This window comes from Enterococcus sp. 125944, from assembly GCF_051909435.1.
Classification (GTDB): Bacteria; Bacillota; Bacilli; order Lactobacillales; family Enterococcaceae; genus Enterococcus_D; species Enterococcus_D gallinarum.
Map to the genome: position 1 here is coordinate 49,438 of NZ_JBQASY010000011.1, position 15,300 is coordinate 64,737.

The 15,300-nt window shown below is 36.0% G+C and carries 18 protein-coding genes; 5 read left to right on the forward strand and 13 right to left on the reverse strand.

The genetic code is table 11. The features are described 5' to 3' along the window. Positions 1-49: 49 nt before the first annotated feature. Positions 50-625: a recombinase family protein gene (locus ACTFWY_RS10760; RefSeq protein ID WP_409535887.1), complete on the reverse strand. Its 576-nt coding sequence runs from the start codon at positions 623-625 to the stop codon at positions 50-52. A gap of 15 nt (positions 626-640) precedes the next feature. Continuing rightward, positions 641-1,246: a protein adenylyltransferase Fic gene (gene fic, locus ACTFWY_RS10765; protein WP_409535888.1), complete on the reverse strand. Its 606-nt coding sequence runs from the start codon at positions 1,244-1,246 to the stop codon at positions 641-643. An 872-nt stretch (positions 1,247-2,118) separates the two neighbouring features. On the opposite strand from fic, the gene ACTFWY_RS10770 reads away from it, so the two are divergent. The 4 genes from ACTFWY_RS10770 to ACTFWY_RS10785 all read left to right on the forward strand — a co-directional run bounded on the left by ACTFWY_RS10770 (position 2,119) and on the right by ACTFWY_RS10785 (position 4,193). Next, positions 2,119-2,250, forward strand: a complete 132-nt coding sequence (locus ACTFWY_RS10770) for a YvrJ family protein (RefSeq protein WP_103300670.1) — start codon at positions 2,119-2,121, stop codon at positions 2,248-2,250. Positions 2,251-2,526: 276 nt separating this feature from the next. Further along, positions 2,527-3,054 (forward strand): hypothetical protein, encoded by a 528-nt coding sequence (locus tag ACTFWY_RS10775; protein ID WP_103300672.1) that lies wholly within the window; start codon positions 2,527-2,529, stop codon positions 3,052-3,054. A 147-nt stretch (positions 3,055-3,201) separates the two neighbouring features. Further along, on the forward strand, positions 3,202-3,714 hold the full coding sequence (locus ACTFWY_RS10780; RefSeq protein WP_311828347.1) for a hypothetical protein: 513 nt from the start codon (positions 3,202-3,204) through the stop codon (positions 3,712-3,714). Positions 3,715-3,971: 257 nt separating this feature from the next. Further along, positions 3,972-4,193 carry a winged helix-turn-helix transcriptional regulator gene (locus tag ACTFWY_RS10785; RefSeq protein WP_376715990.1) on the forward strand — a complete coding sequence of 74 codons (222 nt, stop codon included), beginning with the start codon at positions 3,972-3,974 and terminating at the stop codon, positions 4,191-4,193. Positions 4,194-4,378: 185 nt separating this feature from the next. Here ACTFWY_RS10785 and ACTFWY_RS10790 read toward each other — a convergent pair whose 3' ends face one another. Beyond that, positions 4,379-4,501: a hypothetical protein gene (locus ACTFWY_RS10790; protein ID WP_255199839.1), complete on the reverse strand. Its 123-nt coding sequence runs from the start codon at positions 4,499-4,501 to the stop codon at positions 4,379-4,381. 17 nt (positions 4,502-4,518) lie between these two features. Then, the gene (locus tag ACTFWY_RS10795) at positions 4,519-5,016 is read right to left on the reverse strand and encodes a hypothetical protein (RefSeq protein ID WP_409535889.1); all 498 of its coding nucleotides are present in this window, start codon (positions 5,014-5,016) and stop codon (positions 4,519-4,521) included. Between the two features lie 424 nt (positions 5,017-5,440). Between ACTFWY_RS10795 and ACTFWY_RS10800 the strand changes: the two genes are divergently transcribed. Further along, on the forward strand, positions 5,441-6,394 hold the full coding sequence (locus tag ACTFWY_RS10800) for a GNAT family N-acetyltransferase (protein ID WP_409535890.1): 954 nt from the start codon (positions 5,441-5,443) through the stop codon (positions 6,392-6,394). A 561-nt stretch (positions 6,395-6,955) separates the two neighbouring features. Here the strand turns inward: ACTFWY_RS10800 and ACTFWY_RS10805 are convergent. From ACTFWY_RS10805 to flgK, 9 genes are all read right to left on the reverse strand, one after another. After that, positions 6,956-7,282, reverse strand: a complete 327-nt coding sequence (locus ACTFWY_RS10805; RefSeq protein WP_103300677.1) for a hypothetical protein — start codon at positions 7,280-7,282, stop codon at positions 6,956-6,958. 278 nt (positions 7,283-7,560) lie between these two features. Further along, complete coding sequence (locus ACTFWY_RS10810) at positions 7,561-7,956, reverse strand: hypothetical protein (protein WP_171917804.1); 396 nt, start codon at positions 7,954-7,956, stop codon at positions 7,561-7,563. 120 nt (positions 7,957-8,076) lie between these two features. After that, positions 8,077-8,463, reverse strand: a complete 387-nt coding sequence (locus ACTFWY_RS10815; protein WP_113848978.1) for a DUF6075 family protein — start codon at positions 8,461-8,463, stop codon at positions 8,077-8,079. Positions 8,464-8,863: 400 nt separating this feature from the next. Continuing rightward, on the reverse strand, positions 8,864-9,238 hold the full coding sequence (fliS, locus tag ACTFWY_RS10820; protein WP_409535891.1) for a flagellar export chaperone FliS: 375 nt from the start codon (positions 9,236-9,238) through the stop codon (positions 8,864-8,866). Between the two features lie 13 nt (positions 9,239-9,251). Then, the gene (locus tag ACTFWY_RS10825) at positions 9,252-9,581 is read right to left on the reverse strand and encodes a hypothetical protein (protein ID WP_103300681.1); all 330 of its coding nucleotides are present in this window, start codon (positions 9,579-9,581) and stop codon (positions 9,252-9,254) included. A 34-nt stretch (positions 9,582-9,615) separates the two neighbouring features. Next, a complete protein-coding gene (gene fliD, locus ACTFWY_RS10830) occupies positions 9,616-11,031 on the reverse strand; it encodes a flagellar filament capping protein FliD (protein WP_081131819.1) in 1,416 nt (471 codons plus the stop codon). Positions 11,032-11,369: 338 nt separating this feature from the next. After that, positions 11,370-12,455, reverse strand: a complete 1,086-nt coding sequence (locus ACTFWY_RS10835; RefSeq protein WP_103300682.1) for a flagellin N-terminal helical domain-containing protein — start codon at positions 12,453-12,455, stop codon at positions 11,370-11,372. Between the two features lie 398 nt (positions 12,456-12,853). Further along, complete coding sequence (gene flgL / locus ACTFWY_RS10840; RefSeq protein WP_103300683.1) at positions 12,854-13,774, reverse strand: flagellar hook-associated protein FlgL; 921 nt, start codon at positions 13,772-13,774, stop codon at positions 12,854-12,856. A gap of 4 nt (positions 13,775-13,778) precedes the next feature. Beyond that, positions 13,779-15,293 (reverse strand): flagellar hook-associated protein FlgK, encoded by a 1,515-nt coding sequence (gene flgK, locus ACTFWY_RS10845; RefSeq protein WP_081131822.1) that lies wholly within the window; start codon positions 15,291-15,293, stop codon positions 13,779-13,781. Between the last annotated feature and the right edge of the window lie 7 nt (positions 15,294-15,300).

Here is a 15,300-nt window from a genome sequence, read left to right on the forward strand (position 1 = left end):
TGATATATTTTCAAAAAATTGCTTTTCTAATTATAATTTTTATCTCCATCTAATTTCTCTCTTCAATTTTTTTCTTTATTCTGAAAAGCGTACTACGACTGAAACCGGTTATGGATTCAACTTCTTTATACGATTTACCTGAAATAAGAAGTTCATATGCATGGCGTTTCTTTGGAGTGATTGTAGCTTTCGGACGTCCTTCTTTAAAGTTCGGATTATTCTTTTTTGCAAACATCTTTCCTTCTTGAGTACGTTCTATGATCATGTCACGTTCCATTTCAGCAACACTCAACAAGGTACGAACGATCATTCTCCCCATCGATGTATTTTCAATCGTCCCTAAATTCAAAACCTTGATTGTAACGTTATCATCGAGCAACGGCTCAATGATTTCTAAAGCTTCCCGTGTGTTACGGGCGAACCGATCAAGTTTAGTGACGACAATTTCGTCTCCAGACTTCAGACCGGCCAACAGCTGATTAAACTTTGGCCGATCCCGTTTCGTCCCTGTAAATCTTTCTGAAAAGATATTTTTCTTATCTACACCGTTCTCAAGCAACTGTTGAATTTGTTCTTTCGTACTTTGAGAAGCAGTTGAAACACGTGCATAGCCATATTTTGTCATTTGATCCACCTGCTCTTACAAGTCATCTATTGTATACTCAGAATAGCCTTCATAAAAATAGCTGACATCGATTCCTTTCATATATAACTCGCGATCATCAATTTTATCAGTCAGAGCATTAGAAATTAAATAGCGTATTTCTAAGTCATTTATTGGACTGCGCTCCATTGCGGAAAGATAGTCTGATTTATCTATTAAGTTCCAGTCGACAACTTTTTGCAACTCTTCTTTCAAAATGAGATCCAGCCAAATTCTAGTGCTTCGTCCATTTCCTTCACGAAAGGGGTGAGCGATATTCATTTCCACATATTTTTTTATAATCTCGTCAAAAGAAGTTTGCGGCATCTGATCAATATGCTTTAACGAATGTTCCAGGTACATGACCGGTGCGAATCGAAAATTTCCTTTTGCAATATTGACCGTTCGAATTTTTCCTGCAAAATCGTAAATTTCTGAAAAGAGAAAATCATGAATTTCAGATAAGCCTTTAAACGTGCCAACTTCGATTCCATTTATTTTCCCCGAATCGTATAATTCCTTTGCTTTTTGCTTGCTGAGTTTTTCTTCAGCCTTGGCCAACTCAACTTGATTGGTCAAACCCAATTTATTCTCTAAAATCATGTAAAATCCCCTTAACTTTATGACATAAGTTTATGAAACACTCTCAAGCCTATTATATCGCGAATTTAATCATGTGTCAAAAACTATTTAAGTTTCTGACCACATCCAATATTTTCTAATACTCGTAAATCCAAATTTTAATTGAACAATGATTTAGTTGCGAGTTTATGAACACAAAAATAGAGTAATACATATCAATTATGGTATCTAAAAAAGAGTGTCCAGAAATTAGTCATTTTCTGAACACTCTTTTTAACAATTTCATCCTACATATTCTGTTGTTCAAGTTTTAATTTTGCTCAACATATCTGACCGACCAGAATAGTTTATATATTTCTTTAAGATCACCTCATCACCGTTTGTCTCACCAGTTAACGTAAATCCAAATTTTTATTCTAGGTTAATTTATTTTTTTCTATGGGCTTTAATCATTTTTATAAGCAACGTCAGTAATATGTCCACTATCCTAACCAAAACTATTGCTACTAGCAAGTATAAAAAGAAAGTCCAAACGGTGAAATATTTTAGTTCCGAAGGTGATAAACGGGCAGAATACGCTAGAAAAAACAACCCACTAACTGCTACAAGCGGAAGGAGAATATGATCTTTAAATTTATTTTTATTCATTTTACTTAATACCATCCATGATTTATTTTCGTCTATTATATATCACTCTGAGACTTATCTAAATACATTTATGTAATTACAGCGACACTATCAATTATAGCTGATACTTTAAGTTTTTTTGTCCATAAAATCTTAATATTTTTTCAAGAAACAAGGAGGTAATTTATATGTATACTGAAATCGATCCTTTTGGTCAACAAATTATTGGGAGGTAATTTTATGGATAGCTTGGAGTGATAAGCGATATGATTGCAAATATAGGTTTTCCAATTGTTTTGTCAATATTTCTAATAACTAAATTAGAAAAAACTATGCTTAGTCTGCAATCATCGATCGAAGAATTGTTGAAGATTATAAAAGAAAGAAACAAAGATTAGCTTCTGCTAGTCTTTGTTTCTTAGTATGTTATGGGAGGCAATAATTAATATGTATGAACATATAATTGGAAACACCTTGTATAGAATTAGAAAAGGTAAAAAACTTACCGTGAAGTATTTAACCGATGATTTGATATCTCCTCAGCACTATTACAAAGTCGAAAGTGGGCAAGCATTTATAAGTAGCAATTTCCTTTTTGAAATTTTAGACAGAATGAATGTTTCTTATAAAGAATTTTCTATCCTGATCAACTCTGATATAACTTGTAAAAAAAAATGTTTCATCTTAAAATAATAAAACCAAAAAAGGGCGACAGTAAAGATTTTTTCTATACTCATTACCTAGAAAAGAAAAATGAAAACTTTAGCAATATAGAATCTATTAAGAAATACCTGTTTGAAAAGAACGAATTTTTTCATTATGAATTTGCTTTATTCAATAATTACTTGCGTTTCTTCGATTATCATTTTGTAAGCAATATGATTGCTATTACACAAAAATATATTAATTCTATTCAACATATCCCCGAGTACGACATAGAAATAATTTCGTTTTATACTAACATGTCATACTTTTTCTTGGAAATAAAATCATATGTTTTAGCAAAAAAATATACCGGATTTCTGTCTACCTTAGTTAATAAAAGGATACAAGACATTTCAGTTTCACAATTATATAAATTTAAAATTTTAGAAGCTATTACAACAGGAAAACCGGTACAACCAATTATTGAAACTACAAAGCAGCTTGGACTAGATTGTATGGAAAAAGAAATCCTGGAGTTCTTAGAGAAATCAATGTAACTTTGGTCATAAACCTCAATCCTGAAAGAATTTATCAATTATAGTTTACAAAAAATATAATGTCCTTCTATCTCCTCCATAATAAGCATATCAAATAAATATTGATCAATACAAAATTTGATATTAAATTTAAAGGAGAGAACAAAAATGGCATTTCGTTCAGAATCATGGACTACCTATCAATTAACAACAGCAAATTTAGAGAGCATGCGAACTTTTCAACAAGCATTTCTTGATCGTATGTTACAACCAAAAAGCTCGTATCAAACAACCCTTGACTTCTTTACATCAAATACACTTTCTATGTTAGCAGACGCAGGTGTAAAGAAAATTTTCTTTCTAGCAGGAATAACAACGAGCGCTCCTTACGTCACGCTCGCAAACCTTTGCGTTTCAATGATCGACATTATTGACGAAGGGGCAGCAAATGATGAAAAAAATGCGTTAACCGCAGGACGTAAAGCAATCGAACAAGTAGAAAGTTTTATGAAATCAAATAAAGATTACCAATTAGTTGAAGTAACTTTTCGACGTCGTATCTATACTGATCCTAGTAATGGTATTCAAATTGGTATGATTCTGGGTAATCCAAGTAATATCAGTGCGGCATATGAAATCAAACGTGTTCGTTTAACAAATGGTACTTGGATTGAAAAATAACGTAATTAAATCAGCAACATACAATGATTGTAAATCATTTTAAATAAAATAAGTGAAAAAAATACGTGGGTAAAGTAGTTTAATGTATCTCCCCCCTAATAGTTAGATTTTTGATTTAACTTTTTAGGGGGGAACACTACATAATCCTATGTGTTTTTGTTTGCATATTTAGCACTTTTATTAATAAGAAAAAACGAATCTTTGTTAGACTAAATTCTTTTTAATTCATTATAAATAATTAGCAAACAACGTTAATATTGTACGCCCTATCCATGGACCAATCTTCCCTTCCATACAATGAATTAAAACGTAGAATTGGTAAGATTTCATTTAAACAGTTAATAGATACTTTAAAAGAAATTGAACAAGATAAGCTGATTATTCGAAAAGAGTTTCCACAAGTATCTCCAAAAGTAGAGTATAGTTTATCTATCTTAGGACAATCACTCAAACCAGTTTTAGATTCCATCTGTTATTGAGGGAAGAACAGCTAAATACTAAAACTACTGAAGAATATTGATAAAATTCGCTATGTAACATTTAAAATATCATCATATAACAGGTCAGAAATTTTTAAGTTTCTGACCCCTTTAAAGAATTGTCAAAAGAAATAGAGAAAATAAAAGACACAGATTAATGTGTCTTTTTTTAAGAAAGATATTCTTTAATGCTTCTTGTCATTATTCTTTTTTATTTGATCTTTCATCCAATTGCCTTCAACAACTGTTCCCCATGCTGCAAAACCAATCGAAATAAGCGCAATTAAAATTACTATGATATCTTTCATGATTTTCCCTACTTTCTTTATCGACCGTAACAAACGGCACTAGCTGAAACAGTCTTGTAGCTCCATTTACCTTTTAGTGTAATATGCTGCTTCGTTTTCATCTTGTAGGAAGTTTTGTTGTTAACACTTCCATATTTAGCAATCACAGCTTTTCTTTGAGCTTGACCAACAACAAAATAAGGGGACATAGCGCTTCCTTTAACCCAAAAATAACTAGTAACCCAATAACCTACTTCGCCATCCCATACTTTTTGTCCTTCGGCCCACTTCGTTCCCGCAGCTGCCCGTAAAAATGGATTCTCGTTTCGCATATAAAAGGAATCAATTTCTGAGATTACTTGATCAATGTTTTCCATATTTTCAAAATCATCTGGCATACCAGCATCTGTAGCGTATAAACTTTCTTCTTCAATAACATTTTGACTTTCTGCAGCTACTGCCACAGAAGTAGAACATACTAAAAAAGTCCCTGCAGCAACAATTGATAATAAGTATTTACTTAGATCTGTTTTCATTGACTCATCACTCCCGATATAATAATAGTGTTTTAATACATTATTATTATATCCTGATTGTACAAATAAGCTTCTTACATTATTGTAACTCTAAGTCTTTAAAAAATCTTCCACAATGATCGCCGCATATGTTGTAATTCTCACTGTTTTTATCCTCTCAGCTATTTTTTCTAATAGTTGACTTACTTGCTAAAATATTTTTGCAATTGCTCTCTAATCCAACGCCCCATGTTCACAGGTACTGCATTCCTAATTTGTCTATATACGTGATTTTCTGGACACTAACCCACAATATAGAAAGGGGTTTCAAAAAAGGGAAAGTACTGTAGAATTAATTAAAAGAAGAACACGGAGGATAACTATATGGGCAGACCAACTTTTTTTGTTAAATAATTTCATATTATTTAATAAGGAGAAAAAATTTATGAGCTTAATAACATTAAAACCTTCAATAGCCGTTGAAAAAAATGCTCTCAATTGCATCTTTGAAGAGGCAAAGCCACATTTCAACAATGTGGAAGGTCGTGATCCCATACCCCCTCTAGAAAATATCGAAAGCATAATCCCTGAACTTTCGAATGACGATTGTCATTGTTTGAGTATTTTTTATTTAAATACGATAATTGGGTATTTATGGGTATTTGAAGACTATCCATCAAGTATGTATATTCTTCATTTCTATATAAGTAAGAGATATAGAAACTGTGGATTTGGTAAACTTGCTATAAGAGAATTGGAGAATCTTTATGCTGAAAAACAACTAAAAAAAGCAGAGCTTGTTGTATCGACCAATAACTACGTAGGTTTAAAATTTTGGAAATCCACGGGTTTCGATAAGATAATAAACATCTATAACGTAAATCAAATAGAAACAAATTCTGTTGAAATTGAACTTCAAAAAAAACTTACAAATGAAACTGAAGACTGGATTCATTTACTTCCAGTGGATGAAAAGAATTCTTTCTTAGGAAATAATGTAGTTGTTACCAGTGAACAGGTACATTCAAATTTAGTTTTATCAATCCCAGAGGCAATTCAATCCGCTTTTATGACTGAATATGCAGAACCTTATTTCATTTGTTTGAATAATGAAGTCATTGGCTACGCTGCGCTTGTGTTTGATCAATCGATTCCCAATGATGAAGATCGATATTGGCTATGGCAATTTACCATTGATAAGTCGTATCAAAATAAGGGATACGGAACAAAAGCATTGGAAATCATTGTTGAACAGTTTAGAAGCAAATCCGTTCCAGTCATTACTTTATCGACAAAATCAGATAACGACAATGCATTACGCTTATATAAGAAATTTGGATTTACTTTAACTGGTGAAACAAACGGTGATGAGGTTATTTTAAAGAAATATATTAACTAGAAAAAAGGATCAATCCTCGTTTATTGGGATTGATCTTTTTGCAAATAAAGCGAAAAATATTTTTATCACTACACGAAATTACATAGATTTTTTACCATCTAGAAAATAAAATTATTGCCATTTAAAAAGAAAAATGACAGGAAAAACAGACTAGCAAGGTATACTCTGATGTCCTAATAAGAATTTGTAATACGCCGGAACTAAATTTTAATCAGATTAAAACACTGACTTGAACAATTTAATTACAACTTGGTTGGCACACTCATTAGGTACTACCAAGATTTGGCTGCAAGTAATTAGTAAATTAAAAACCTCTTGAACATGCAAGAGGCTTTTTGCTATTTATTCATTTTTATAATATCCATGTTACACTCATTCAAAAGATCTAGAATCTACCATAATACGGAAATGAAATAATAAGATAGGACAATCAATATGAACAGCAGTAACATTAAACCTACATACAACCAATTTTTTTTGGAATAGTTGGGTTCTTTATCTGTCCTTTTTCCTGCAACCCATTTCCATAGATCAAAGTTATTCATATTCTCAGACTCCTTCTCAGATTCCAGTTGAATAATGTCCGATATACTGAGCTCCGCCGACATAGCTTACACGTTCTAAATGACCAATGTACATATGAGTTGAGTATACAGCTGAAGGATATTGTCCAGGAGGAAATAATATACTGAACTTAAAAACCTGAACACGAGCTTGGATACCACCTTGCTCCCCAAATTCTATGATTTTTGGCTCGGTTATTTCTCTATCGCTACTACTAACAATGACATTTTCCGAAGCGCTAACCGATTGACCCAAAGTGTTAAATGAAGTAATTCCAAAAAGGACCATTACAAAGCAAGAAATCCATTTACCTTTTCTACTCATATTTACTCAACTCTCAATACAGTATTTTTACACTGTCATCATAACATGAAAGCGCTATAATTTCAAAATTAAACTAAAAATTGTAAAATAATTTATAAGTTAAATCTACTATTCTCTTTTGAGATAATAATTTAAAATCCAAAAGAGAAATAGCTAAATTAAAAAGAGCCTGTTAAAGAATTTGTGGATATAAATAAAAATAAGACACCCAAACAGTCTGAGTCTCTTATTTTTATTTCTTGATAAAATATTTTATGAAAGCCAAGCTACTTTACTATTTAATTAGACCCAATCATACTATCTTTCTTGCTTACCTTCTTTAGTATCACTTGACTAGTATCACCACTATTCTTGTCTGATACAAACATCGTATATGTATCTGATCCATCCAAATTTTCCCCCATGTCGAGTTTGATATGCTTGTCATCTACAAGCAGGTATTTCTTATTTGAATTATCAATATCGTTATATTCCCCCTTGTGAGTTGAGATTTCTCCATCATTCGGTAGTGTTACTTCATCATCTTTTACTGATAGGCTATAATTATTTCCAAAATCGTCTTCTCCTTCATAATACCCAGTGAAACCACTTGGTCTAAAAAAGAAAAAAGCTGCTAAAACTACTGTTAAAACACCTGCTAATGCTACTATCAATTTTATATATTTTTTTTCCATAAAAAATTACACCTTTTCAAATGTTTGAGATAATTAAAAAATTTGAGAAAACACACTATTTTTCAAAGTTATTTAAGAATAACAATGGCCCTTTAGTTTTTTATAAATGTACTTCCAAAACTAATAAAACTTCAGTCTCACATCGATCGCATTTTTCGCAAGCTTGTAACCCACCTCATCAACTCCAGAAAATATTTCCAAAGGAGAAATGTAGTATTTCTTCCCATCCTCAAACTCATAGAAATCCATGTTGGTAAATAAGTTATAAGCTAGAGCAATCAATCGTTGCTCCCCACCCGAAAGTGTTCCAGAAAACCACACTTCACTATTAATCAATCTTTGATCAAAATTGATTAGTGAGTGACGTTTGTTAAAAAGCTTTTCATTGCCTGTAACAATAAAGGAAAGGCTCGTCCAATATGGATCCCGAAGATCCTCAAACCCTAATTCTTCCATCATGTAACTAAATTTTGCCATATGATCCTTGTTTAAAAATAATTCTTTCACTATATATCCTCCTCAAACGTTTCTTATTTTAATCATATGATTTCCTCCAAGTAAATATCCACCCGTGAAGACGATGTGATACTTACAATTCCATCTCGTATGTGCTAAACTTTTATCGTCGTTAGACGTAAAAAAACTCCTTTCGATCTGATATGCGGTTGGTAGCCATTATTAGTATATCGAAAGGTTTTTTTTTATCGCTAAATCTATTTCGTCCACGCGTAGAAACGCGCGTTTTTTTTGTTTCGTACGCTACGCGAAAGAAACTGACTAAAGTCAATAAATAAAAAAGTCGCAAACCCAATGTTTGCGACTTTGCCCGGCTGAAAGCAGCATGTCGTTGTTTTTTCTATATACATACTTGCTTTTGCTACCGTCAGCAAGCTGGTGGTAGACTTGATCAAGCAGATTGGGTAATGGCCTGCCAACTTTCTAATAACTCGCTCAGCAGTTCCGCAACAGCTTGGGCAGGAGCCACTTCTTTTTTGATATTGGCTTCAATCAGCTGCTGATACATGTATTCATACAACGTTGCAAGACCTTCAGCAATCTCACAGCCTTGTTTTTCGTCTAACGACGTACGCAGCTCCAACAAAATATTTTGTGTTTTTATAAAGTATTCATGGGCTTTTGCTAGTTCTTGTTTTTCAATCGCTAACTGGGCCAACTTGATATTCTTGATTGCTGCCTGCAAAAGCATTTCGATCAATTTGTTAGGAGACGCGCTCATCACTTGATTCTTTAAATAATTTGATTGCATTTGCTGATAATTCATTTTCTTTCCCTCACTAATAGTCGAATTCGACAAATCCAGCAACATCTTCCTGCTGCAGATAGGTTTTTACCAAATTATTTTGTCGATTCAAACGTCCCAGTTCTTGTTTGATCAGTGTTTGTTGTGCTTGCACTTGTGTAAGAAATGTTTGATACGCAGCCACGACCTTTTCAACTAGGGCTTGTGTCTGTTTTGTGCGATTCGGACTATCTGTCAGAGTTGCTAAAAGCTCAGCATTGGTTGCCAGCAGTACTTCTGCTTGCTCCACTTCACCGTTCCAATCCGTCAACCCTTGTAAAATCCGTGTTAATCGTTCGTCCAGTGTAGGCAGGCTATTTTCCATTCCACTCTTCCTCTCTTACTCTGATTGTCCAGAATTATTTAGATGAGAATTGACTAGCTAAGTATTCTAACTGGCTCTCAGCTTGCATCATTGCTTCATCAAGTTTGGTAAACATCGTGATATACCGATCTCTTTTCATCTCTAAAATCTTGTCAAAACGTGTGATTTGCTTGTTCAGATCTTTGATGGTGGAATCATAGGTGGCTGATTTTGTAGCGATGACCCCTTTATTGGTAGAAGTATTAACAACATAACTATTGACTAACTCCTTGATCGCTAATGTATAGCCAGATTCTGTCGTTGATGTGGTCCCGTCGCTGTCTTTGCTTTTGGTCTTTTCATAAAAGAAATCTTTGATCGCTGAAGGATCTTCTTCTAAAGCTTTCTTAAATTTCTCACTATCAAAGCCTAAAGTGCCGTTATTGTCGATTGTCGAAATTCCCAGATCATTCGGTTTTAGATCTGAACCTTTGACAGAAGGGATCGTGATCAAATTACGTAATTGGGTTTGAAGCCGAGTCAGCGCAGTATCCCCAGCCAACGCACCCGTCTTGTTGTTTTCACTGCTAGGATCACCAACAGATAGATTTTCACCAATAAAGCTCATTAAGCTGTTGTATTGATCAACTAATCCTTGTACCGCATCTACCAATTTGGAAGTGTCGTTGGTCAAAGATACTTTTACGGATTCGTCGCTGACCTTGGATAGCGTCAGTGTTGCACCATCGATTACGTCGCTGACCGTGTTGCTGTCACGAGTGATCTCCATACCGTCTAACTCAAAAATAGCTGATTGCCCTTGCGTCGTTTTCGCAGTGGAACCGATCCCTAGACTTTCTGCAACATCACCAGAGATAGTAAAATTTTTGTCCCCCATTTTAGTATTGGTCAATACTAACTGGTTATCGATAATATTGGCACTCACAGAGGAATTTTTGCTTTGTTTATTGATTTTATCTGCAATGTCTTTTAGTGAGTCTTCACTAGTGATCTCAATGTCTACCGTGATAGGATTGCCGTCTTTATCTACTTCGGAACTTGTCAAAGAAAGCGTGCCTTCGACATTCAATGCAGCTTTGCTATTATCAGTAACTTTCGTTCCTGTTACTTTAGTAGCAGTAGCTAACTGCTTTACCTTTAGATCGTAGGAACCTTCCAATGCTTCGGCTGTTCCTGAGATAGACGCTATCCCACTGTTTGACGACGCTGCTTTCTTCGTTTGAAATGCCTCGTCTTTTTGCAGGGCATCGATTTTGTTCAAAAAGTTGGTCAAACGAGTGCTGATGTCGCTCCAGGCAGTCTTTTGCGAGTTGATGGTTTTGATTTGATTCTGGGCGCGGGTTTTATTAATGGCATCTGCTGCCAATAAACTTTCGATATCTTCTGCAGTGATCCCCGAATAACTCCCTAATGTCGTACTGATTCCTGAAGCACTTGTAATACTTGCCATTTCCTCATCCCTTTCTAGTGCGCAACCTTTCAAAGACTTCAGAGATCTATTCTCTAAAGTCTTCAATTACGCTGATCATCTGTTGCACCATAGTGGCGGGCTTTCCAACAAGTTGTTCACTTTTCCTGATTTGGACGATATTCTTCAAAAGCTGTGGTGCAGACAACAGCGACCATCCAGTCAACTAGCGTTTCACACTGGACCAGCTCTGTGAATTTGCTTGTTTGGTGCCTCTTGATTATGTGAGCGGTCATCCAGCGACCGATGTTCTTAGTGGTGCTATGTAAAGCCAAGGACCTTGCTTCCCCGTCTGGTCCTTGGCTGTGATTTCCCCAAAATTATTGAAGTAAGCTCAATACGCTGTTTGGCATTGAATTTGCTTGTGCCAACATAGAAGTTGCTGCTTGAGAAAGGATGTTGCTCTTAGTAAAGCTCATCATTTCTTGCGCCATGTCAACGTCACGGATACGTGAGTTTGCTTCAGAAAGGTTTTCTTGCGTTGTACCCAAGTTGTTGATTGTGTGTTCTAGACGGTTTTGAGCCGCACCTAGGTCCGCACGTTGTGCAGAAACAGTTTTGATGGCTTCATCGATTTTGCTGACTGTGCTGTTTTTAGAAGCTTCTTCAACTTCTGTCTTAGCCGTTGCGATAGCTGTTTGGCCATTAGTAGAAGCTTTAAAAGTTTCTAAAGCTGCATCATATGTTTTTTGTGCTGCTGCTTTTGCAGTATCATCAGCCGCATTTTCAATTGCATCTTTAAGTTCTGCAGCTGTTTTACCAGCTGATGCATCAATTTTACCGTCAGCATCATACTTATCTGAATTAGCTGCATCTAAAAAGGCCGTTTCAACTTTTTTAGCAATTTCAGATTCAGCATCTTTTGCTTCCTCAAGTTTTAAAGCGTCTACGCCTAATGCCTTGGCACCCATATCACCGATTTTTACGCTCATTGTTTGGTTCGCATTGGCACCGATTTGGAAGATGAAAGAAGCTTTTTCACCACTTTCTCCACCTTTTAATAAGCTCTTAGTATTGAATTCTGTTGTTGTGCTGATACGATCGATTTCGTCAGACAAAGCAGAAAACTCTTTTGAGATTGCTTCGCGGTCATCTGTACTCAAAGTTCCGTTTGAACTTTGAACTGCTAAGTCACGCATACGGCCTAAGATGCTGTGGGTTTCATTTAGCGCACCTTCAGCTGTTTGGATCAATGAGATACCATCTTGTGCATTGCTTTTCGCTTGAGATAATCCACCGATTTGGCCTTTCATTTTTTCAGAGATTGCTAGTCCAGCAGCATCGTCGCCGGCTTTGTTGATACGCATACCTGAAGATAGTTTTGATAAAGAGTTGCTTTTAGAAGCATTTGCTGCTGTTAAACGAGAGTAAGTGTTTAACGCAGACACGTTTGTATTGATTCTCATTTGATTATTCCTCCTAATTTTTCGCTAAGGTTTCCCTCTGTTTATATGTATCGGAAGAAAAAACCGTTAGTTAAGATAGGGAAATAAAAAAATCAAAAAAAATTTATGCTCCGTATAAACAGCTGCTCTTGAACAAGAGAAACCCACGTTCATTCTTGGTAAACGATAGGATCTAAGAAATCATCTTCTATTGCTCCAGCTATCGTGGGAGTGATTCTTATCCAATCTGGCAATAAAACTGCTATAGTCAACCATCAAAAAAACATCTTAAACAAAAAACTCTACTTAGCTATTCGTAAATTGCAGCGGAGCATAGCCGCCTGCAACTTCCTTTTCTAAGTAGAGTCCATAGAGTTTGTTGTTCCTCTCTTGCATCTTACGGTGACATCTATAAACGATTATCTAACGTAATCAAGGATCGTCAATTGCATGATTTTTGTTCCCATCGCCAATGTACTTTGATAAGCCGTCATTTGATTAGAAAACTCCATATACTTTTCCACAAAATCAATATCTTGTTTGTTGGAAAGCGTCTCTGTCAAATTCAGTTTCTCTGTTTCATTACGATCTGAGGCAGCTTCTAGCCGATTGTACAAAGCGCCGATCTGAGAACGCACATTCACAAAATGATTGGCATACTCATCATGGGCTTCCAGCAGCTTGCCCCCCAAAGCTTCTTTGTCATCAGTACGCAATGCAGACAATAAATCATTGAAATACGTACTTAAATTTTCTGGATCTGACTCTGTTCCGGTTTCCTTCATTAGACGACTGCCGTCGGATAGTAAATCGACAGAAACACCATTCGCGATTTCTCGCGGCAAGTCTTTGCTAGTCCCATTGTATTTGATCCCAACGATTTCGCCATCTTCTTTTACGATTTCAAATGGCGGGGTCGTCGTACTGGTACCGCCAAAGATATATCGGCCATCGTAATTGGTATTTAGCGCTTCTACGATCCCTTCGATTTCTTCTTCAATCTCTGCTTTATTGGCCTTTAACTCATCATCACCATTCGTACCATTGGCAGAAGATTGGATCAACGAACGGATTCGCAGCATCGATTTGCTGACATTGTCTAATGTTGAATCTTGAACTTTTGACCAAGAAATACTGTCTTTGATCGTACTGCCAAATGTTGCGTTCTGATTGATGGATCCAGTTAGATTCATGATTTTAGAGATCAGCAATGGGTTCTCTGATGATTTGCTGACTTCTTTCAGACTAGATAACTGGTTAAGTGTCTTGTGAACATTCGAGGCGTTAGTGCCTAAATTACGAATAAAATCACTATAAGTAATATTATTTGAAATACGCATTTATCTATACTCCTGTTCGATTGATCAAGGTATCCAGCATCTCCGAAACCACAGAAATGATTCGTGCATTTGCCTGGAAGCCTTGTTGAAACCTTATCACGTCAGACATTTCCTCATTGATCGAAACCCCTGAAACGGATTGATTTCTATATTCTAATTGATTTAGCAGTGATAGCTGAGCGCTAGCAGTATTATCTGCTTGCTGTTTTGAGATCCCGTTCTTCGTGACGATACTATTGAAGTAACTGTCACACGTCATACCTGAACCATCTGTTTTGAAGGTAAGTGTGTCGGGATCAAAAGAAGCCATCGTTTCATCTGACAGCGGAAAATCCAATTTTGCATTGCGAAGCTTCGCAATCGCTGCTGCTCTTGAACCATCTCCAGATTCACCTGTTTTACCGGCTTGCAATAAGCTAGGATTATCAATGATACTTTGAGAGACTTTGATCGTACCGGCAGTATCTTCTCCGAATTCAAAGAGACCGGAAGTACTGGATTTTCCATCTGTAAAGATCATATTGACTGCTTTGGCAATGGTTGTGGCAAAATTGTTCAATTCGCTTAAGCGACTGTCAATCTCAGTGACCGAAACTTGCAGACCCCCGATCGATCCTTCTTTGATCGGCAACTCCTCGTAGTTTGTTTGACCGTCTTCTGTTGGCTTATTGATCAAAATCGTCCCTGGAGGGTAATCCCCACTGATTGTCTCCCGTGGATTCAAGCTGTTACCGTCTTTGGAAACGATGGTTCCTTGCTCGTTTTTACCCATCACTACACTGATCGTATTGCGTTCGTCTGCATTTAGGATCGTTTGGCCGCCAATCGCTACATAGCCTCGGCCATATTGATCAAATGTCGTTTCGATCGGTGCCAAGCTTGAAATATCTTTGAGTAGATTGTCCCGCAGATCCAGTAAGTCATTGGAGGTTTGTCCGTCAGTTGCTAAGGCATAGATCTGTTCATTCAATGATTCTAGCTGTTTGATTTTTTCATTGAAATCCAATGCAGATTTTTCGATGTCATCTACCGTGTCACCTTGCAATTTTTTCATTTGCGAAGACATTTGGTTGATAATGTCAGCCAGGGTACTGCTGTTTTCGAGGACTAGACTTTTGGCCGTTTCTAATTCGGGATTGTTGGCTAGCGCAGTCCAAGAGTCAAACATCGTAGACAGCTGTTTCGATAAACCATTATCTGAAGGCTCATTTAAGATACCTTCCAATTGACCAAGGATATCTGCTTTTTGTTCATAGTATGTATATTTGGAATTGGCATTTCGTACTTGCCCAATCACAAAATCATCAACAACGCGCTGCACACTGCTAACCTTGACCCCTGTACCGATCGTACCTGCTCCTGGTAGATAGTAAGGTTGCTGAGTCTGTAGATTGACACGTTGCCGTGAATACCCGTCTGTATTCGTATTGGCGATATTATGGCTGCTCGTTTGTAGTGCTACTTGGTTTGCGCTCATACCGCCAGTAGCGGTCCCAAGTGATCCGAATAATCCTGTCATAAAAGTT